Source organism: Janthinobacterium sp. PSPC3-1, from assembly GCF_049896105.1.
Taxonomy (GTDB): domain Bacteria; phylum Pseudomonadota; class Gammaproteobacteria; order Burkholderiales; family Burkholderiaceae_D; genus Janthinobacterium.
The window spans coordinates 211,733-232,030 of record NZ_JAFCTQ010000001.1 but is presented as its reverse complement, the minus strand read 5'-3'; the positions used below and the strand labels follow the sequence as shown (position 1 = coordinate 232,030).

Sequence of the window (20,298 nt, the reverse complement as noted above, 5' to 3'; positions counted from 1 at the left end):
ACCAGCAGATCGGTTTCTGGTGACGAGCTTGGCGGCGCGGCGCCGGCGCCCGCTGATGGATGGGTGTCGATATCAGTTCACCTTCGCCAGGGCGCCCTTGAGCGTCAGCATGGCGCCGGCCTCGACGGTTTGCATCGCGTCGGCCTTGCTGTTGATGATGGGCGCCTTGCTGTCGAGCTGCACGCCGCCCTGGTTCAGCAGTTTCATGCCGGCCTTGTTGGTCAGGTTGGTGCCCGCTTCGTTGATCATGGTGGTGCCGCCCTTGGCGCTGTAGGCGGTGCCGGCCTTGGCCGTCAGCGACGTGCTGGCGTCGAGCGTGATGGCCGCGCTGGACGTGATGGTGATGCCGCCCGTCACGGTGATGCTGAGCTTGCCGTCGATCGTCAGCGCATAGTCGCCCGTCACCTTGTGGGTAAAATCGGCGCCGCTGGTGTGGCTTTCGTCGCCGTCGATCTTCAGCGTGCGGGTCGTCTTGACGTTGTGGATTTCCTTGCCCTTCTGTACGTCGACCGTGCGGTCGCCTTCCTGCAGGGTATGGATTTCGGCGCCCTTCTTGATGGTCGTCGTCAGCGCGTCCTCGATCTCGGTCAGCATGTCCTTTTGCGCATGCAGGTACAGCTCTTCGGCGTCCTTCTTGTCCTCGAAGCGCAACTCGTTGCCGGCCGTGCCCTGTTTCGACGAGCGGCTGCGCAGGATGCTCTGGGTTTGGTTGGCCGGCAGCGTGGCCGGCGTGGCGTTTTCGCCGTTGTAGACCGAGCCGGTCACCAGCGGCCGCTCCGGGTCGCCGTTCAGGTAGGTCACCACCACCTCCTGGCCGATGCGCGGCAGGACCAGCGCGCCGAAGCTGTTGCCGGCCATCGATTGCGCCACCCGCAGCCAGGTCGAGCTCTTGTCGTCCTTGACGCCGTCGCGGTCCCACGGGAACTGCACCTTGATGCGGCCGTATTTGTCGGTCCAGATTTCTTCGCCGCTGGGGCCGACCACCAGCGCCGTCTCGCAGCCGACCGCGCGCGGGCGCGCCGTCTGCACCGGCGGGCGAAACGGCACGGTGGCCGGAAACGCCTCGAAGGAATTGGTGTACAGCTCGTCGCGCGCCGTATGGTGCACGCGGCGCAGCACGAAGGCCGCGTTCAGCGACGTGACGAAATGCTCGGACAGGGTGAACTTGCTGCCGGCGCGGAAGGGGTAGCAAAAACTGTCGCCGCGCAGCACTTCGGCATTCACCTGGCTGGCCTCGACGCGCAGCTTGGCCAGCGCCGTGGCGGCGGCGACGGCCAGGTGGCCGGTGGCGAATTCGTACACTTCGCCCTTGCCGCCGGTGGCCGAATGCGTGCCTTCGAGCGAGGTGCTGGGCTTGATGAAATCGTAGTCGTTGACGGTCGCCTTCTTCACCGCGATGGTGTTCTCCCAGGCGAAGCGCGAGACCGTGTCGATCGCGTTATACATGCCGGTGCGCGGAAAGAAGCGCACCGCGGCGCCGCCGGCGCAATCGGCGAAGGCGGCGCTGGCGTCGGCCAGCACCATGGTGTGGCCGCTGCTGGTAAACGTGAAAAAGTAAAAGATGCCGGCCTGCTCCATCAGCCGGCTGATGAAGTCGAAGGCGGTCTCGTCGTACTGCACGCAGTAGTCGAGCGCCGCATAGGTCTGCGTGGTCTGGTCGTCGAAGGTGATGGAAAAGTCGCCCAGCACGGCAGCGATGATTTGCGTGACGCTCTTGGCCTGGTAGATCTTGCGGTCGCGCGACAGGGTCAGCAGCCACAGCATCGGCACCAGTTCCGCTTCGTAGCTGGCGAAGTCGCGGTCGTAGCCGCTCTGGATAAAGCGCGACACCATGCCCGTGATGTAGCGCGTGGTGCCGCCCTCCAGGGTCATGGTCACCGTCACGCTCTTGCCGACGATGGTGGCGGCGGCGAGGCTGGTGCTGCTCGACCGCATATGCAGGTGGAACTTGAACAGCTCCGAAATGCCTTCGCTGCCTTCGACGGCGTCGAGCAGCAGGTCGTCGGCGCCGAATGGCGACTTGACCGACAGGAAGCCGCCCGCCTGCGTGAAGCCGGTCCTCATGCCGCTCCCGCCGTGCCCGCCGGCGCGCGCTGCGGTTCGTCGCGGAAGGCGTAGCGGAACTGCTGGTCGGGGCCGACGCTCATGTGCACCGCCGTGAACGGTTTGAGCAGCGACATGCGCTCGAGCACCAGGGAGGACAGCAGCGGCAGCACCGATTGCGTGAGGATGAAATCGATATTGCGCGCGCCGCTGTCAACTTCCGTGCAGCGCGCCGTGACGACCTCGGTGACATGATCATCCCAGGTGAAGCGGGCGTGGTGGTTTTCCTTGAAGCGCGCGGCCAGCTTGGCCAGCTTCAGGTCGACGATATTGCGGATCTGCTCGTCACCGAGCGGATAATACGGCACCAGCACCAGGCGCCCCAGAAAGGCCGGGCTGAACTGGCCCAGCAGGGCCGCGCGCAGCTGCTCGGTCAGCTGCGGCACGTCGGGCCGCTGGCCGCCCGCGCAGGCCTGGGTGATGACGTCCTGGGCCGCATTCGAGGTCAGCAGGATCAGGGTATTCTTGAAGTCGATCGAAATGCCTTCGCCATCCTCCATGGTGCCCTTGTCGAACACCTGGAAGAACATCTCGAGCACGTCGGGGTGGGCCTTTTCCATTTCGTCGAGCAGCACCACGCTGTACGGCCGGCGGCGCACCGCCTCGGTCAGCACGCCGCCCTTGCCGTAGCCAACATAGCCGGGCGGCGCGCCTTTCAGGCTGGAGATCGAATGGGCTTCCTGGAACTCGGACATATTGATGGTGACCATATTGCGCTCGCCGCCATACAGCATGTCGGCCAGCGCGAAGGCGGTCTCGGTCTTGCCCACGCCGCTGGGGCCGACCAGCATGAACACGCCCACCGGCTTGCCCGGATCGTCCAGTTCGGCGCGGAAGGTGCGCACGCGGCGCGCGATCGCGTCGAGCGCCTGGTCCTGGCCGACCACGCGGTCCGACAGGCGCTCCTTGAGCTGCAGCACGGTATGGATTTCATCGGCCATCATCTTGCCGACCGGGATGCCGGTCCAGCCGGAGATGACGTCGGCGACGATGCGCGAATCGACGCACACCGGCACCAGCGGTTCGTCTTCCTGGATCGTTTCCAGGCCTTTTTGCAGGCGCTGCAATTGCGCGCCGCGCGAGCCGCGCTCCTCTTCGTCGATCACGCCGCCGGCCTGCGCGCTATCGGCGGCAATCGCGCGGCGCAGCGCCAGGATCTCGTCGACCGCGCCGCGTTCCTCGGCCAGCTTGGCGCTCAAGGTGGCCTGGCGCTTGCGCAAGGCGGCCAGCTGCACGCCCAGCTTGGCGATCGCCTCGCCGCGCTCCTCACCGCGCGCATGCTGGCGCCGCGCGATCTGCAACGCTTCGTCCGCCAGCACGATATCGTGTTCCAGCGCTTCGAGCTGCGGCGGCGCGCCGGCCTGGCCCACGGCGACCCGCGCGCAGGCCGTGTCGAGCACGCTGATCGCCTTGTCGGGCAGCTGGCGCCCGCTGATATAACGGTGCGACAGGCGCACCGCGTCCATCACCGCCTCATCGAGGATTTCCACGCCATGGTGCTGTTCCAGGGTGGCCACCATGCCGCGCAACATGCCAACAGCCGCATCGGGTTCCGGTTCCTCGACCTTGACCACCTGGAAGCGGCGCGCCAGCGCGGGGTCGCGCTCGACGTATTTCTTGTATTCGGCCCAGGTGGTGGCGGCGATGGTGCGCAATTCGCCGCGCGCCAGCGCCGGTTTGAGCAGATTGGCGGCGTCGCCCTGCCCTTCCATGCCGCCCGCGCCGATCAGCTGGTGCGCCTCGTCGATAAACAGGATGATGGGCGTGCTCGAGGCGCGCACTTCGGCGATCACCGATTTCAACCGGTTTTCGAATTCGCCCTTGATGCCGGCGCCGGCCTGCAGCAGGGCCAGGTCGAGCGAGCGCACGACCGCGTTGGCCAGCGACGGCGGCACCAGGCCCTGCGCGATGCGCTGCGCAAAACCTTCGACGACGGCGGTCTTGCCGACGCCGGCCTCGCCGGTGAGAATGGGATTGTTCTGGCGCCGCCGCAGCAGGATATCGACGATCTGGCGGATCTCGGCGTCGCGGCCGCGGATCGGATCGATGGCGCCGGCGCGCGCCTGCGCCGTCAGGTCGACCGTGTACTGGTCGAGCGCCGGCGTCTGGCCCGCCGCAGCGGACACGCCAGGCGCAGCGGCGACGCTGGCGGCGGCTGCCGGCGTGCCGGCCTGGCCGGCGTCTTCGGCCGAATCGGCCAGCAACGCCGCCAGTTCGTTTTTCAGCTGCTCGCGCGGAATCTTCAGCAATTCCGGCGCGCTGTCGATCAGCATGCCGCGCAGGCTGTCCACTTCCAGCATCGCCAGCAGGATCGTGCCCGAGCGTACCTGCTGTGCGCCCAGCAGCAGGGAGCCCAGGGTCCAGGCCTGCTGGAACAGCGCGATGAAATGGGCCGACAGCGCCGGCGTGCGGCCATTGCCGCGCTTGTAGCCATCCATGCTGTGCTGCAGCTGTGCCGTGACCGCGCTGTCGTTGACGCCAAAGCGGCGCAGGATCACGCCGAAGTCGGGCGCCTGCGCCTGCAGCAGCGCGAACAGCAGGTGCTCCAGTTCGACATTGAACTGCGTCTGCCGCACGCACAATTCGGCCGCCTCGCCCATGGCGCGCTTGCATTCGGGATTGAGCTTCAATAACAGCGTGCGGATATCGATGTCCATCGTCAGGTGCTTTCTGTAGCGTTGGCGGACAGGCGGAAACGTGGTTGCTGGTACACCACGCCGGCCGGGCGCGGCGCGTCGCCGGGGCTGCACAGCCAGGCGCTCAGGCCCAGCCGTGGCGCCAGCGTGGCCGCCGTGATGGCCGCCGTGATGGCCGCCACCGGCCGGGTGGCAGGCGCGGACGCGGCCAGGCGGGTCATTGGCCGCACCGCCAGCTGCAGCTTGAGTTCGACATCGAGGTCGCTTTGCAAGTGGCGCGCCACCAGCCAGTGCAGCAGGCCATGCGTCTTGCCGCCCTTGAGCAGGGCTGCAAATTGCGGCGGCGCCAGCGGCGGCGCGTCCAGCGCCAGGCCGGCGCCCTGGTCCCAGGCGCGCGCGCCCAGGCTGGCGCCCATGCCCAGCCCGGCCAGGCGGCCGGCCGGCTTGCCCTGGCTGTGCAGGCGGGCGCGGTCCTGCAGCGCCAGCGCATGCCAGCCGCCGACGAATTGCTTGCCGGTGAAATGGATGCCGAGGCGGTCGCGCACCACCGCCAGCAGCGAGGTCATCGAACGCGGCGCGGCGCCCTGCACGGCGGCATGGCGCAGCCAGGCCTGTTCGCCGTGCGGGCCGCGCGCGCCGGCCTGGTCGGCGTCGTCCGCGGTGCGTCCCAGGCTGGCCAGCGCATCGAGGCAGCGCACCAGCGGCGCGCTGGCGAGGTCGCCGCCGGCCAGCGCCGGATGGTGCTTGCGCCGGCTGCGGTACAGAAAGGCCAGCAGGCGCTGATTGAAAATATCGAGGAACTCCAGCCCGGCCGGGTCGCGCAGGCGGCGCCGTTCGAGCAGCATTTCGGTGTACGGCATCGGCAGCGGACCATGCGCGCCGGCCAGCGACAGCACCGTCGAGGCCAGGGTCAGCGGCGGGCCGGGCCGGCCGCTGTCCTCCAGCGCCGCCAGGTCGCTGGGCGCAAAACCCATGCCGATCTGCGCCACCAGGCGCACGCTTTCATCGAGCCCGACCGAGGTGCCCAGCGCGGCGCGCGCCGGTTCGCTGCGCTCGAGGATGCTGAGCGCCTGGAACAGGTTGAAGGTCTGCGGCGCCTGGCGCAGCTGTTCGATCAGATCAGGCATTGTCGTCCACTCATGGCCGGCCATTGCATCCACGGCTCGCCATTGCGCCAGACCGCCAGGCGCACGAAGGAATTGGCCGAGGTGTACAGGGCGAAAAAGCGCGACAGCACGCCGGCCAGCACCAGCGGCGAGGTGCCGACAAAGGCGTCGGCGTCGAATTCGAGCACGATGTCGGTGCCACGGCAATGGCCGCGCCAGGTATCGCGGCCCACGCGGGTGGTGGCCGGCGTGGCCAGCAGGCTTTTCACGCCGCGCACCTGGCCCTGGTCGCGCGCGGTTTCGCCGGCGAACAGCATCAGCATCTGCTGCAGCGTCTGCACGCCGGTGCTGCCGTCGACCAGCGAGCGGTGATTCAGGCGCAGCAGCGACACCAGCGACCACAGGGCCTTGGCCTCGAGCACCGGCGCGCGCTGCATGCTGGGCTGGTACAGCGCGCGGATATCGGTCGACGACGACATGCCCTCGCCGTAGAAGCGCGTGCCCGGCCCGATCTGCTCGGCCAGGTTGCGGTTGGTGCACAGCAGCTGGGCGTACACCACCGGCTCGCCCGGATCGGCGCGCACATTGCCGCGGTCGACGAAACTCAGATACACATCGCTGCCGTTGATGCCTTTGCGCAGGCTCATCTCGCGGCGCAGCGACCAGAACACGTCGTCGGCCGCGCCACCGGCGTCCGGTTCCGATTCGGCGAACATGCTGGGAATGACGCGGGCGCGCTCGGTGCGCTGGTCCGACAGCGTGACCGACAGCACCGAATGGACTTCCATCATGCTGTCGCGCTGGTAGTCGGGGATCAACAGGTATTCATACTGGCGCCGGTCCAGGCGCAGCGGTTCGCTGGTCACCTTGAACAGGTTCACCGCCGGCACGCAGCCGAGGCGGAAGGTGTCGGCGCTCAATTGCGCCAGCACGCGCGCGCTGCGGTTGAACACGAAGCGCAGCGAAAAGCCGGCGCCGGCGCCCAGGCGGCCGCGCAAGCCCCTCAGGTCGAAAAACTGGAATTTGCGGGGAAACGCAAAATACTCCTGCAGCAGGGCGTAAGCCGGATGGGCGTGCGCCGGCTGCGCCAGGATCGCCTGGTCTTCGTCGAAGCCCACCTCGACCAGGCTGTCGGGACCGAAGCGATGCACGCCGCCGCCACCGGGCAGCAATTCGATGCATTCGAGTTCGCTGATCAGCAGTTCATGCAGCGGCATGGTGGTCAGCAGGTCGCCGGCCAGGTGCAGGCGCAAGGTAGCCAGTTCGAGTTCGGCCACGTCGACCCCGGCGTCGCAGCGCAGGTCGAGGCGCAAGGTGCGCGTGTCTTCAAGCTTGATGGCGGCCACCGACAGCGGCCACAGGGTGGTGTCCCAGGCGACCTGGAAGCGGCAGTTTTCGCCGCTGGCGGCGGTGGTCGACAAGGTCGTGCCGCGCGCCACCGGCATGCCGGCCATGACCTTGCCCTGCGACGCATCGAGGCGCATCTGCACCACCGTCATGGCCGGCACGGGCTGGGTCAGGCTGGGGCACAGATTGTCCAGCATGGCCGAGGCGACGGCGGGAAAATCGCGGTCGAGGTCGCGGTGCACGCGGGCCGTCAAAAAGGCCACCGATTCGATCAGGCGTTCGGTATGCGGATCGGCCGACTCGTCGCCGCTCAGCACCAGGCGCTGCGCCACCTTCGGGTAGCGCGCGGCGAAGTCGGCCGACTGGGTGCGCAGGTAATCGAGTTCGCGCCGATAGTATTCCAGCATGTCGTCGCTCAAGGCAGCACCGGACCTTTCACGCGGCCAGCGCCTGCAACGCGGCCGAGCGGGCGTCGACGGCGACATCGAAATTGACGCGGCACAGCTGGCTGCCCAGCTTCACTACGGCGCTGATGTCGGCGTGCGCGGCATGCGGCTTGTGCGGATCGGGACGCAGCACCACCTTCACATGCGACAGGCGCGGTTCGAAGCGCGCCAGGCAGCGCTCCAGGACGGCCGTCCACAAGTCGAGATCCTGTTCCGAGCGGGCCGACAGGGCTTGCATGTCGGGCAGGCCGAACGGCAGCAGCGCGGGTTCGGCCTGGAGGTAGTCGTGTATCGACAGGGCGTTGCGGATATTGAACAAGCGCAGCAGGTCGAGTTGCAGCGATTGCTGCAAGCCGCCGCCGTCGAGCAGCCTGCCATCGGCCGAAGCGGACATGCCGGTGAGTCGGTCAAACAGCGGAACGAGCGACGCGGTGATGGCTTTGGACATAATTCGGAGCAATCAGAAAGAGAGAGGGGCCAACCATGGCGGCGCCGCCAGGCGGCCGCCTCGACATCAATCCGATTTCATCGTCTCCAGGTTCCAGTTCCAGGTGCCGGTGCCCTTGGCGGTCGAATCCGACTGCTGCTGGGTGAAGTCGCACTTGATCTTGGTAAAGGAGATCGAGAAGGAGTCGCTTGGAATGCCGCCACCGCCCGAGGTGCTGATATTGGAAATCATGGCGTGCGTCATCGAGTAGACGAAAAAGCCCATGTACTTGCCATTTTCAACCCGGCCCACGTACAGGGTGGCGGTACCGATCTTGCTGCCCTGGGTACAAGCCTTGTACATTTCCGTGGTGGCCAGGTCGGCCATCTTCGAAAACGACATTTCCGAAAACACCGGACGGCCGGCGGTACGCTCGGTGTTGGCCGAGTCCATTTGCAGGGGAATCGATGCGCCGTGCGAATACGAATGGACGATGATCTTGCCCACATAGCCGACCACCTGGCAGTTGCCGATGATCGAAGGACCTAAGTCCAGAATAAGTACGTCAGACATTTACTGGCTCCAAATTTGATAAACAACGCCGGCGGCCATGCCAGCTGCCGGCGTTGAGGGGACGTCAGGTTGAACGCGGACCGGCCAGCCGTCAGCCGACCGACGCCGGCAGTTCGGCAACCAGGCGGATCGAGGTGGTCAGCTCTTCCATCTGGAAGTGCGGACGCAGGAACACGGTGGCCGAATACACGCCAGGCTTGCCCGGCACTTCGGTGACATCGACACGTCCTTCGGCCAGCGGGAAGCGGGCTTTTTCACCTTGCGTCGCATTCGGGCTGAGCAGCACATACGAACTGAGCCATTCGCCGAGGTAGCTTTCCACGCCCTGGCGGGTCTGGAAGCTGCCGACCTTGTCGCGCATCATCACCTTGATGTAGTGCGCGAAGCGCGACGCGGCCAGCACATACGGCAGGCGCGACGACAGCGCCGCGTTGGCGTTGGCCGTGTCGAGGTTGTACACCTTCGGCTTGTTGACCGTCTGGCCACCGAAGAAGGCGGCGAAGTCGGTACCCTTGGCGTTGACGGCGGCGATGAAACCGAGGTCGTTCAATTCCTTTTCGCGGCGGTCGGTGATCGACACCTCGGTCGGGCACTTGAGCACGACGTCGCCTTCATCGGTCTTGTAGGTGTGCGCCGTCATGCCGGCAATCTTGCCGCCGCCTTCGACACCGCGGATCGCCGTGGTCCAGTTGTACTTGGCGTAGGCGTCGGTGATGCGCAGGCCCAGCTGGTAAGCCGAGTTGGCCCACAGGTATTTGCCATGATCGCGGCCGTCGACGTCTTCCTCGAAGCTGAAGTTTTCGACCGGTACCGTCTTGGCGCCGTACGGCAGGCGTGCCGCGTAGCGTGGCAGCACCATGGCGACATAACGCGAGTCTTCCGAATCGCGGAAGCTGCGCCAGGAGGCCATTTCAGCGCTTTCGAAGATCTTCGACAGATCGCGCGGCACACCCAGGTCGGTGAACTCGGTCATGTCGAACAGCGACGGTGCGGCGGCGGTGATCAGTGGCGCATGGGCTGCGGCGGCCACTTTCGACAGGCGTTCGAGCAAGGCGATGTCTTGCGGATCGCGGCCAAAATAGTAGTCGCCGATCAGCAGCGAGTACGGATGGCCGCCGAAGGTGCCGTATTCTTCTTCGTAGAGCTTCTTGAACAGGACGCTCATGTCGTGGTCGACAGCGCCTTCCAGGTCTTTCAGCAGCTCTTTCTTCGACACGTTCAGCAGGCGCAGCTTGAGGTTGGTACCGGTTTCGGTGCCGTGTACCATGTCGTGCAGGCCGCGCCACGAGCCTTCCAGCTTCTGGAAGTCAGGATGGTGCATCAGCGCGTTGAGCTGGTCGCTGAGGATCTTGTCGATCTCGGCGATGCGCTCGTTGATCATCGCGACGACGCCCTTGTTCGGCGCCGTCTTCATGCCTTCGTCCAGCACCTGGGTCGCGAATTGTCCCAGCAGTTTTTTTGCGTATGCGTCTTGCGATGGCTCGATTGCCATCTTGCCTTCCTGGACGATACGGTCCAGCAGGCTCAGCTCGCCGGCGGACTCGACGGACTTGCCGGCACCGCCTTTGGCGGATTGATTGGTGGCCATGATTTAGCTCTCTGTAAACGAATTGAGGGAAGCGTGCAGCACGCTATCAGGAAGGCGCCACTTCAGCTTCAGGCTCGCTTGACGCCGCCGGAGCTGTCGCACCTGCTCCCTGGCCCTTGAGCGTCTTGAGCTCCTCTGTATTCTGGATGATGTTTTCCAGCAGGGAGTCGAGCTCATCGTTTCCGTCGAGCTTGCCAAGCAGGTCACGCAATTGCTGGCGCACTTCCAGCAATTTGGCCAGACGCGGCACTTGCGCAACGATTGCTTCAGGATGGAAATGTTCGAAGGAGGTGAAGTTCAGTTCCACCTTGAGATTGCCCTGGCCCTTGTAGGTGTCCGGAACGGACAGATCGAGGCGGGGAGCAATATTGCTCATGACTTCGTTGAAGTTTTCGCCGTCAATTTCGATCAGGCGACGCGATTTGAGTTTCGCTGGGGGCACCAATGGCTGCCCGGAAAGATCTGCCAACAAGCCTACAACCAATGGCAATTCTTTTTTCTCGCTGGCATCGCCAACTTCGACATCGTACGTGATTTGCACACGAGGTGGACGATTACGTCCTACCCATTTTTGTAAGCTGCCTGACATTCACACCCTCACATGGTGACTAGTGGCGGGCGGGGCGAAAAATCAACAAAACACCGCAAAACAGGCATCACGCCCGCCGTGCCGCGACTTTGCAGGCCCCGCAACGGTATCAATCGATATTTCTTCCAACAACCAAATAATGATAAATGGAAAAACTAATTTTGAACAAGTTTATTTGCACTCGATCAACAAACTTATCGAAATTGTTCTTTTGCGACTTAGATACGACACATGCCTGCCGAATGGAAGAAAAAGCTTGCGTGATACGAATCAGTTGCATTAGAAAAACAAGAATAACGGCAAAGCATGCGGCCTGCCAGCCTGCCGGCAGACTCTTCACATAACTTTACACAGCACCGTTTCAGGGGCGGCATCAGTCCGGGCTATCGAGCTTGCCCAGCACCTTGCGGCTGACCTTGGAGAGATATCTGGCGCGCCAGCCGGCCAGATCCCAGGGCACCTCGGCGCCCCCGCGCCAGCTGGTCCGAACCACTGGCTGGCCGGCCGGCGCGGCGACGGCATCGCCTGGCAGGACGGACGGCTGCGGCGCGGGCGGCAGCTGCGGCCCGTATTCCATCTGCGGACCGTACTCCATCTGCGATCCGTCCCCCATCTGCGGCCCATGCTCCAACTGCGGCGCGGCCGGCGGCGTGCCGCGCCAGTCGCCGGCATGCGCCGTTCGCGGCGCCTGGGCCGAAGCTGGCGCCGCATCGCCATGGCGCGCGCCATGCGGATCGACATGCGGTGGCGCCACCGGGGCTGCCGCAGCCGGCAACCCGGCGTGGCCGGCGCCGATATCGGCATCGGCATCGGTGGACGCGGCAGTGCTTGCCGGAGCGGCGGTGCCTGGCACGCCACCGCCCGCCGCCAGGGCGGCGCTGGCGTGGGCAGTGTCGCTGGCGGTATCGGTCGTGGTATCGGTCCCGGTATCGGTCCCGGTTTCGGTTCCGGCATCGGTTCTTGTATCGGTCACTGCAGGCGTGCCGGCCTCGCTTGCTGGCGCCGCCGCGGAGCCGGTGGCGCTGGCGCTGGCGTTGGTGCTGGCCTCGCCCGCCTCGCTGGCGGCGGCGTGCCCATCCTTGTTCGCCGTACCGGCCTCGCTTGTCTCGCTTGTCTCGCTTGTCTCGCTGGCGGCGGCGGGATGGGCGTCGTGGGCGTCGTGCGCATCGGCGGTGGCGGCAACAGTATCAGCAGCATCGGCCGTGGCGGCTTTGGCCGCGTCCTCAGCTTCTTGTCCTTGCTTGCCAGTATTTGCGTCCGTATCGGCGGGGGCGGAAGAGGACGGCTGCGCACCGGCATGTTCCTCGCTGGCGGCGGCGCCCGGTTGCGCGGCGTCGCTGCCGCCCTGGGCGCCCTCGCCACCATCGGCGGCGGCAGCGGCGCCGCCCTCTTCGGCAGCCGCGCCATTCGCAGTAGCCGATGTGGCTGGCGCCCCATTGCCAGCCACATCGGCGCTGGAGCCGTCGCCATTATCGGCGCTGCCTGATTCGGCGGCCGCCTCATCGGCAGCGGCGGACGGTGCCGCCGCGTCAGCGCCCGCGCCCGCGCCGGCATCCGTCGCGGCGGCAGCAGGGCCAGTGGCGGGATTGGCTGGATTGGCGGCGTTGCCCGGGCCTTCGGCTGGCGCACCGCCTTCGGTGCCGCTTCCCTCGGCGGCCGAGGCATCGGCAGCGGCAGCGGCGGACGGCGTGGCCGCGCCAGCGCCAGCCGTGGCGGAACCATCGGTCTTTTCAGCGGCGGCGCTGTCGTCCTGTCCACCACCGGCCTCCTCCTCGGCCGCCTCGCCCCCCTGCGTTCTAGCGGCGGCACTGTCGCCTTGTGCGCCATCATCAGCCTTCGCACCCGCGTCGGTTTCAGGTGCCGGTGCATCTGCATCGGCATTGGCGGCGCCGGCATCGTCCCCAGCGGTCGCGGCAGCCTGATTGGCGGCAGCATCATCCTGGGCGCCGGCGCTGTCCGTACCTGTAGTGCCACCATCCGTTGCAGCGGCGCCGGTGCCGGTGCCGGAGTCAGCCTCGGTTGCGGTTGCGGTTTCGGCTCCAGCGTTAGCATCGGCCACGCCCGTTTCGGCACCGGCTTGCGCGGCAGCGTTCTCTTCTTGCGGCGCACTGTCGGCGCCCGCGTCCGCCGCACCGGCGGCATCCGGGGTGGCGCCGGCGCCCTGCCCTTCATTGACGGCGGCCGGTGGCGGCGTAGCGTCATTGTCCTGCGCCGCATCGGCTTGTGCACTCTCTCCTTGCGCATCCTCACCTTGCGCATCACCCGCTTGCGCATCATCGGCGGCGGGCTTGGCGGCTGCGGCATCATCCGCCCCACCATTGAAGGCGGCATCGCCTGCTGCGCCATCACCGGCTGCGTTCCGGCTGGCGCCGGCATCGGCATCGCCACCGGCCGGATTCGCGCCGGCGCCATCGTCTTGCGCACCCTCTCCCGTGCTGGCGCTGGCATCGGCACCGGCACCGGCACCGGCACCGGCATCATCACCAGTGCTGCCCTTGCCAGCGTCCCCTTCCATGACGCCAGCGCCGGTGGCGGACAGATCGGCGATACCGCCAGCGGCGCCCGCCAGGGCGGCCATGTCGGCATAGCCGCCGGGCGGCACGGCGGCGGCGTCTGCGGCGACGGCGCCCAGGCCAGCCCTGGACGCCGCAAGCGCGGCGGCCAGGACGGCGGCATTGGCGGGCATGTCGCCGGCGGCGGCGTCTTGCGTCACTGGCGCGTCGCTGTCGGCGTCGCCACCGGCCGGCGCCGGCACGTCCGGCGCCGTGATGGGCTGCACGGCCGCTGCGCGATCCAAAGCTGGCGTGTCCTCATCGCGCGCAGCAAAGCCGGCGTCGCCGCCTTGTGGCGCATCGTCGCCGGACCGCGCCCCATCCTGGCCGGTATCGCCGACAACAGGCGTGGCGGCGTCAGCGGGTTCGCCATCGCCTTGTCCGGCGCGCACCAGCGCCTCAGCGCCGGTATCCGTGTTCGCATTGCCGGCGGCGTCGCCGGCTTGCGTGCTGGGTGGCACAGCGCCATCGGCGCCGGCATCGCTTGCGGCACGGCTGCCGGCGTCGCCGGAGCCTTCATTGCCGGCGGCGGCATCGCCTGCCGCCGCATCGCCGCGCGCCTGCGCGTTGTCGTCCGAGGCATTCGTGGCGCTGTCGGCGCTGCGATTGCCTTGCGCGCCGTCTGCGCCAGGATTGCCGGTGGCGTCCGCCGCATTATTGTTGACCTGATTGGCACCGCCCGTGCCTGGCACGCCATCATTGCCCGCGCCAGCGTCGGCATCGGCGGCATCGGCGGCATTGGCGGCATTGGCGGCATTGGCGGCATTGGCATTATTGGCGCCGCTTTCGGCGCCCGCATTGCCGGCACTGCCGCCAGCGGCGGCCTGCGCTCCTGCTCCTGCAGCGGCGGCGGCATCCGCCTGCTCGCCGGTTTGCTGCGCATAGGCCGCCGTCGAGGTACCACCAAATTTCACCACTTCGGCATCGACGATGGCCTCGGCCTTGACCGCTTCGGCACGCGCCACATTCACTTGCGCCTGCACGCCTTCCACCTGCGCCATGGCCTGCGCAATGCCCGCTTGCGCTTCGTCCTTCCAGGCCGTGGTCTGGCTCAGGGCCTGGTCGGCGGCGGCGCCGACGCTGCTGTCGCAGCTGGCGATTTCCACCAGCAGCGCCTGCTCGGATTGTTTGGCCTGTTCGGCCAACGCCGTGGCCTGGTCGGCTTGCGACTGCAATTCGGCCAGCGCCGGCTCGCTGGCGGCCGGATCGGGCACCGACACCGTCTCGGACTCGGACTTGGCTTCGTCGAGCGTGCCCGACATGCTGGCCAGCGCCGCATCGGCTTGGTCGGCAACGCCTTGCGCATCGCTTTGCATGCCATCGAACGAGGCGCGCACCTGCGCTTCCGGCGATTCGCCGTCCTCGATGCTGTCATGCCGGGCTTGCGCGCCGGCGCTGGCGTCGTTCGACGCCGTTTCAAGCTGTTGCACCGACTGCAGGGCCTGCGCCGCCTTGCCTTTGACGTCGTCCAGCAAATCGCTGGCCGCCTGCTGCGCCTGGGTGCGCCAGCCATCGACCCGGGCCGCGATATCGCCGGCCTGCCGCACCTGTTCGCCCGCCTGTTGAAAAGTGGCGGCGACATCGTCGTAAAACTGGACGAACGGCGCCAGCTGGCCGGCCGCGTCGCGGATACGCAGGCGCTGGATCGCCTGGCAGGCCTGGTCGACGTACGACAGGGCCTGGTCGGCCGCCTGCCGCACTTGCTGGCGCGCCACGCCACTGACCGACGTGAGCTGGTCCTGCGCCGTTTGCAAGGTGCCGTGCAAGGCCTGCACCGGCTGGCGCGCCATGTCGCGCGCGCTGGCGATGGCGTCGGCGAGCGTTTGCAAGCCGTCCTGCGCCAGGGTCGCCGCCTTGCCCACCTGCACCTTGCCCGTTTCAAGCACCTGCCTGAGCGGCGCGCCGGCCGCGTTCAGCTGGGCTTCCAGCGGCGCGAACGTACGGTCCAGCAAATCGGACAATTCCTGGCGCAAGCGCTGCACCAGCGCTTCGCACTGCAATTGCGACAGGCACTGGTCGACGGCGGCGCGCACCTTGTCGAGCACCGCATGGGCCGCCGTACAGGCTTTTTCGACCTGCTCCTGCAGCAACGGCGGCACCGCCTCGGCGGCGGTCGCCACCTGCAGCAGCGCCATCTGCATCTGTTCCAGCAGCGCCAGCAAGGCATCGATCGCCACTTGCAGCTGCGCCAGCGCCTGGTCCAGCAAGGGATTGAGCGACTCGACCAGGCCGATCGCCTGGTCCATCAGGCCGGTCGCCTGCGTGCCGGCGGTGGCGACCACGGTGCGCGCGCTGGCGATCGCCGTTTTTACCGGCGGGATCATCGCCTGCAGGCCGACGAACAGCGTCCTGGCCAGCATCAGGCCAGGCGCCTTCATCATGTAACGGGTGCAGATCTCGATCGCGCTGGCGCACAGGGCGGCGGCCTGGTCGAGTTCATTGTCGGCCAGGCTCAGGGCGCTGTTGGCCTCGCCGACGAACGGCGGGATCTGGTTCTTGACGCCGACCAGCATGGCGACGGCGTCGGCGATGGCACTGCGCACCGGCGCAAATTGTTCCGGCAGCGCGCGCAGGGCGATCTTGGCGTTTTCCGCCTCGTCGTCCAGTTCGCGCAACAGCTGCAGCACCTTCGCCACTTCCTGGCGGATCACCTCGACCACGCCGCGCAGCGCTTCGGTGATGATATCGACGCGCGCATCGAGGCCGTCGAGCGGCACGCGCGCCTTGGCGACCATGGCGTCGACGCTGGCGGCGGCCTCGGCCAGCTTGCCGATCACCACGTCGACCTGGGCGCGCGCGGTGGCCAGCGGCTGCATCAGGATGTCCCCCAGCCGGTCGACCTGGGCGCAGCCCTCGTCGAACAGGCGGTCGCATGCCTGGGCCTCGTCGGCCAGCGCGGCGCGCACCTCGCCGATCCAGTCGATCTGCGCCTGCAGCGGCGCCAGCAGGGCCTCGGCCTTCTGGTCGACCAGGCTGGACACGCCGGCGATCGCGTCGACCACCTGCATGGTTGCGTCCTGCAGCGTGGCGTCGAGGTCGACCACATTGCCGTCCAGGGTATCGCGCAATGCCTGCACCTTGGCCAGCGCGTCCGCCTGCAGCTGCTCGGCCTGTTGCACCAGTGTTTCGGTCAGCGCTGCACCGGCACCGGCGCCGCCCTGCAGCAGCGCCAGGCTTTGCAGCTGCGCCGACAAGGGCAGCAGGTCGCGCCCGTATTGCTCGACCATCGCGCCGCTGCGCGTGGCCAGGTCGGCCAGCGCCGCGCCGCGCGACGGCAGGCTGTCGACAAATTGCAGCTGGGCGCCGAAGTCGGGCACCAGATCGGCCAGCTCGGGCAGCAGCGTGCTCATCGACTGAACCGCGTCGCCGGCCGCGTCGACCACTTTCTGCGCGCCGGCCGCCTGCTCCAGCAGGCGCTGCGGAATCTCGACCGCGTCGCTGGCCAGCTTGCGCAGGTCGGCGGCCGCCGTTTCCAGCACGCCGATGCAGCAATCGAGGATGGGCTGCGGATCGAGCAGCGCCGGGATCGCCTTCATCTGTTCGGCCACGGCCAGCATGTCGGTCTTCAGCGATTCGGCGCAGGCGCTCACTTCGCTGACAAAATTGTTGCCCTGCTCCAGCATGGTATCGCCAGCCGTTTGCACGGCGGCGGCGATGCGTACCGGACTTTGCGGCAAGACCTCGAGGGCGTGCTCGACTACTTTCATTTATAACGCTCCGAGGGTGGTGGTGGCCTGGCTGGTGGCGCTGGCAAGCGCCGTCCTGATCGCCGCCACCCGCGTAGGCGCCGGGTCCAGCGACAGCGAAGCCGAGCTGACGCTGGCGATGGCGCCCTTGACCTGCGCCAGCGATTGATTCAGTTCAGGCAGCACTTGCGCGCCTTCGATGCGGATGTCTTCCAGTACCGGCAACAGGTCGGGCACCACCGGCAAGGAAGGCAAGGCGGACAGCGCCGGCAGCGCGGAAATGGCGGCGGCCGACAGCGCGGCCGAGGCCGGCGCCACCAGGCGGCCGGGCATGGCTTGCCGGCTGATTTCCTCGAGCACCACCACGGCGCCGCTGACCAGGCGCCCGGCCAGCGCATGCATCCAGCCGTCGGGCCCGCCATGCGCGCTGGCCAGCGATGGGCCGGAGCGCTGCAAGACCCATTTCAGTTCGGCGCGCGCGGCCGGTTCGCCGGCCCAGAAGCGCAGATAGCCGAACGCCTCGGTGCCCGATGCGAAGCGGCGCCGCGAGCCCGAAGCCGACCCTTGCCCGCCGCCTTGCAATAATGCTTGTCCGACCTGGCCACCTGATTCGTAGAACGTGACGCGCCCCGAATGGCGCCAGAGACTGGCCAGAGGATGCAGCATGGTCTACCCAGGGAAATAATGTCGGCCGACAATATCATGTGGCACGGGATAAGGCAAACGACAAGAAAAACAGACGTTTTGACAACACCAGGCGATAACAAAGCGTCATCCTCTCTTTCCGTGATTGCATGATGAGTTGGTCTAAGTTAGCATGGCTGCTCGCCGCTTGTGATTGCTCAGAGATAACAAATTATGTACAAAAGAATGGTATTTCAACTCCTGAGCCTGATCGCGGCGCTGTGCTTTGCCGGCCAGCTGGCCGCGCAGGAAGCCGCTCCCGCGGCGGCGGCCACGGCATGGAAAGGCAAGCCCAGCCCCACGCTCGAAGAAGTGCGCCGGAAAAAATTCCTGCGCATCGGCGTCAAGACCGACTTTCGTCCCTACAACTCGATCAACGAGCAAGGCGTGGTCTCCGGCTTCGAAAGCGACCTGGCCGAACTGATCGCCGAGCGCCTGGGCATGCGCCTCAAGAAGGTCAACACCACCACCGAAAACCGCTTCCAGAAACTGGTGATGGGCGACGTCGATATCCTGCTGGCCACCGTCGCCGACACGGCCGAGCGACGCGGCATGGCCCTGGCGGTCGAGCCCGGCTACAACGAAACCAGCGTCAACGCCCTGTTCCCGCCCGGCGCCAAGATCGACAAATGGGAGCAGGTCCGCCACGACACCCTGTGCGCGGTGCAGGGCAGTTATTTCAACAAGCCGATGGGCGAGCGCTACCTGCTGAACTTGCAGACCTACAAGACCGTGCGCGACGCCCACCTGGCGCTGCGCGATGGCCAGTGCTCCGGCTTCATGTATTCGACCGGCGCACTCGACAATACCAGGCATTTGCCGCAATGGGCCGGCTACAGCATGCCCTTGCCGAATGCGCTGGTGACGCCGATGGCGGTGTTCCTGACGCGCGAAGAACAGGGCAGCGAGCTCGATATCGCCATCGGTGACCTGCTGGCCGAACTGCATCGCAGCGGCTGGATGCTGGAAGCCAATAACAAATGGGGCATCAAATCGACCGACTGGCTGACGCAGCAAAAAGCGCTGTGGTCGGGCAAGGACGAGAACGGCCGGCTGAACTGCGTGCGCGGCAAGAACGGCGCCTGGAGCGCCGCCTGCCGCACCGCCGAATATGTCTCCAGCGAAGAAGTCACCGGGCTGCAGGCACTGGGCCTGCGCCTGAAGGAAAATTTCGGCATCGACCTCAATTTCGTCTACGACCCGTATGACCGCACGCAGTTCCTGCGCGGCCTGCTGTACAGCATGCTGCTGATTGCCTCGGGCATCGCCATCAGCCTGACCCTGGGCATCGCGGCGGCCACCACCGTCGACGGCAGGAACGGCTGGCGCCACCGCGCGCTGCGCGTGCTGATGGCCTACGGCAGGCTGACCCCGCCCCTGATCATGATGTACCTGATCTTTTTCGGCATCGGCGGCTGGACCACGCGCGAATTCGGCATCAAGCTGCCGGCCTTCGCCGTCGCCACCTTCTGCTCGGGCTTTTATACGGCCGGCCTGATCATGCGCGCCTTCCTCGAAGCGGCCGACCACATGCGCCGCATGCAACCGGATTTCGTGCTGCGGCTGCACAATATCAAGCAAACCGAGCAATTTTCAGGCTTGCCGATCAAGCAGGCCCTGATCAACCTGACCAAGCAGACCATGCTGGCGTCGGCGATCGCGATTCCCGAACTGCTCAGCGCCAGCAGCCTGCTGATCGCGGAAAAAGGCAATATTTTCCTGACCATGACGGCGCTGGTGATCACCTTCTATCTGACCACCACCCTGTGGGCAAAAATCATCCACCATTTTGAGGCGGTCCTGCTGCGCCCGGCCGTACATCCATGAACTTCGATACCCTGAGCCTGCTGGCCACCTGGACGCCCTTCCTGCTGCAAGGCTTCCTGTGGAATGTCTTCATCGCCATCTGCGCCGTCTCGCTCGGCTCGCTGCTGGGCGCGCTGCTGGCCTGGCTGCGCGTCAGGAGCAGCGGTGCGCTGTCGCGGGCGGCGGCGCGCGTGTCGACCACCCTGGGCGCCGTGCCGACCCTGGCGCTGATCTTCTACGTGGTGTTCGTGCTGCCCAGCGAAATCACGATTCCCGGCATCGGCATGACCATCTTCATCGCGCCCTGGGTCAAGGCGGTGATCGGCCTGTCGGCCTCGCCGCTGTCGTTCACGGCCGAAAGCCTGGTGGCGGCGCACCGCGCCTGGAGCCGCGGCGATGTCGACGCCGTGATGCTGTTCATCCCCAACTGGATCAATGTGTTCCTGATTTCCTTCGTCGCCTCGTCGGGCTCGTCGCTGGTCGGCGTCAGCGAACTGGTCAGCCGCTGCAATACCGTGATCGCCGCCAGCGGCACCGGCGCCATGGTGCCGATCTATCTGTATTGCAGCCTGTTTTTCGTCGTCACCTCGCTGCTGTTTACGGCCATGATCAGGAAGTTCAAGCAGTCCCAATTCATGGCCGGCGTGCACCGGAAAATGACGCAGTCGCACGCCCGCTCGCACCTGGCGGCGGCCGCTTGAGCGCCATTGGTTGATGCCGGCAAGGCTGGCCATCCGAGTTACAATTATTGGCGA

Annotated in this window: 12 protein-coding genes; 2 read left to right on the top strand and 10 right to left on the bottom strand. The window is 66.6% G+C overall.

Annotated elements, in window-relative coordinates; all coding sequences use genetic code 11:
- Positions 1 to 72: 72 nt before the first annotated feature.
- The 10 genes from ACP7B7_RS01065 to ACP7B7_RS01020 form a co-directional block, all read right to left on the bottom strand.
- Positions 73 to 2,064 carry a type VI secretion system Vgr family protein gene (locus ACP7B7_RS01065; RefSeq protein ID WP_426075479.1) on the bottom strand — a complete coding sequence of 664 codons (1,992 nt, stop codon included), beginning with the start codon at positions 2,062 to 2,064 and terminating at the stop codon, positions 73 to 75.
- The gene (gene tssH, locus ACP7B7_RS01060) at positions 2,061 to 4,760 is read right to left on the bottom strand and encodes a type VI secretion system ATPase TssH (protein ID WP_426075478.1); all 2,700 of its coding nucleotides are present in this window, start codon (positions 4,758 to 4,760) and stop codon (positions 2,061 to 2,063) included. Before tssH ends, ACP7B7_RS01065 begins: the two co-directional genes overlap by 4 nt.
- 2 nt (positions 4,761 to 4,762) lie before the next feature.
- Positions 4,763 to 5,866, bottom strand: coding sequence for a type VI secretion system baseplate subunit TssG (gene tssG / locus ACP7B7_RS01055; RefSeq protein WP_426075477.1), 1,104 nt, complete (start codon positions 5,864 to 5,866; stop codon positions 4,763 to 4,765).
- On the bottom strand, positions 5,854 to 7,599 hold the full coding sequence (tssF, locus tag ACP7B7_RS01050) for a type VI secretion system baseplate subunit TssF (protein ID WP_308925018.1): 1,746 nt from the start codon (positions 7,597 to 7,599) through the stop codon (positions 5,854 to 5,856). Before tssF ends, tssG begins: the two co-directional genes overlap by 13 nt.
- A 28-nt stretch (positions 7,600 to 7,627) precedes the next feature.
- A complete protein-coding gene (tssE, locus tag ACP7B7_RS01045) occupies positions 7,628 to 8,086 on the bottom strand; it encodes a type VI secretion system baseplate subunit TssE (protein ID WP_308925017.1) in 459 nt (152 codons plus the stop codon).
- Between the two features lie 66 nt (positions 8,087 to 8,152).
- On the bottom strand, positions 8,153 to 8,638 hold the full coding sequence (locus tag ACP7B7_RS01040) for an Hcp family type VI secretion system effector (protein ID WP_308925016.1): 486 nt from the start codon (positions 8,636 to 8,638) through the stop codon (positions 8,153 to 8,155).
- 91 nt (positions 8,639 to 8,729) lie between these two features.
- Positions 8,730 to 10,226 carry a type VI secretion system contractile sheath large subunit gene (tssC, locus tag ACP7B7_RS01035; protein WP_308925015.1) on the bottom strand — a complete coding sequence of 499 codons (1,497 nt, stop codon included), beginning with the start codon at positions 10,224 to 10,226 and terminating at the stop codon, positions 8,730 to 8,732.
- Between the two features lie 46 nt (positions 10,227 to 10,272).
- On the bottom strand, positions 10,273 to 10,815 hold the full coding sequence (tssB, locus tag ACP7B7_RS01030; protein WP_426075476.1) for a type VI secretion system contractile sheath small subunit: 543 nt from the start codon (positions 10,813 to 10,815) through the stop codon (positions 10,273 to 10,275).
- Between the two features lie 373 nt (positions 10,816 to 11,188).
- Positions 11,189 to 17,074 (bottom strand): hypothetical protein, encoded by a 5,886-nt coding sequence (locus tag ACP7B7_RS01025; protein WP_426075475.1) that lies wholly within the window; start codon positions 17,072 to 17,074, stop codon positions 11,189 to 11,191.
- Positions 17,075 to 17,719 carry a hypothetical protein gene (locus ACP7B7_RS01020; RefSeq protein WP_426075474.1) on the bottom strand — a complete coding sequence of 215 codons (645 nt, stop codon included), beginning with the start codon at positions 17,717 to 17,719 and terminating at the stop codon, positions 17,075 to 17,077.
- A 204-nt stretch (positions 17,720 to 17,923) separates the two neighbouring features.
- Here ACP7B7_RS01020 and ACP7B7_RS01015 point away from each other — a divergent pair, with 204 nt between their 5' ends.
- Both ACP7B7_RS01015 and ACP7B7_RS01010 read left to right on the top strand, forming a co-directional pair.
- Positions 17,924 to 19,564, top strand: a complete 1,641-nt coding sequence (locus ACP7B7_RS01015; protein ID WP_426075473.1) for a transporter substrate-binding domain-containing protein — start codon at positions 17,924 to 17,926, stop codon at positions 19,562 to 19,564.
- Positions 19,561 to 20,244, top strand: coding sequence for a polar amino acid ABC transporter permease (locus tag ACP7B7_RS01010; RefSeq protein ID WP_426075472.1), 684 nt, complete (start codon positions 19,561 to 19,563; stop codon positions 20,242 to 20,244). The genes ACP7B7_RS01015 and ACP7B7_RS01010 overlap by 4 nt, the downstream gene beginning before the upstream one ends.
- The last annotated feature ends 54 nt before the right edge of the window (positions 20,245 to 20,298 follow it).

Excerpts from the sequence above, each read along its gene's own strand:
- tssE (WP_308925017.1), bottom strand. The coding sequence starts at position 8,086 with ATGTCCAAAGCCATCACCGCGTCGCTCGTTCCGCTGTTTGACCGACTC.
- tssC (WP_308925015.1), bottom strand. The coding sequence starts at position 10,226 with ATGGCCACCAATCAATCCGCCAAAGGCGGTGCCGGCAAGTCCGTCGAG.
- tssG (WP_426075477.1), bottom strand. The coding sequence starts at position 5,866 with ATGCCTGATCTGATCGAACAGCTGCGCCAGGCGCCGCAGACCTTCAAC.
- tssH (WP_426075478.1), bottom strand. The coding sequence starts at position 4,760 with ATGGACATCGATATCCGCACGCTGTTATTGAAGCTCAATCCCGAATGC.
- tssB (WP_426075476.1), bottom strand. The coding sequence starts at position 10,815 with ATGTCAGGCAGCTTACAAAAATGGGTAGGACGTAATCGTCCACCTCGT.
- ACP7B7_RS01020 (WP_426075474.1), bottom strand. The coding sequence starts at position 17,719 with ATGCTGCATCCTCTGGCCAGTCTCTGGCGCCATTCGGGGCGCGTCACG.
- ACP7B7_RS01065 (WP_426075479.1), bottom strand. The coding sequence starts at position 2,064 with ATGAGGACCGGCTTCACGCAGGCGGGCGGCTTCCTGTCGGTCAAGTCG.
- ACP7B7_RS01010 (WP_426075472.1), top strand. The coding sequence starts at position 19,561 with ATGAACTTCGATACCCTGAGCCTGCTGGCCACCTGGACGCCCTTCCTG.
- ACP7B7_RS01025 (WP_426075475.1), bottom strand. The coding sequence starts at position 17,074 with ATGAAAGTAGTCGAGCACGCCCTCGAGGTCTTGCCGCAAAGTCCGGTA.
- tssF (WP_308925018.1), bottom strand. The coding sequence starts at position 7,599 with ATGCTGGAATACTATCGGCGCGAACTCGATTACCTGCGCACCCAGTCG.
- ACP7B7_RS01015 (WP_426075473.1), top strand. The coding sequence starts at position 17,924 with ATGGTATTTCAACTCCTGAGCCTGATCGCGGCGCTGTGCTTTGCCGGC.
- ACP7B7_RS01040 (WP_308925016.1), bottom strand. The coding sequence starts at position 8,638 with ATGTCTGACGTACTTATTCTGGACTTAGGTCCTTCGATCATCGGCAAC.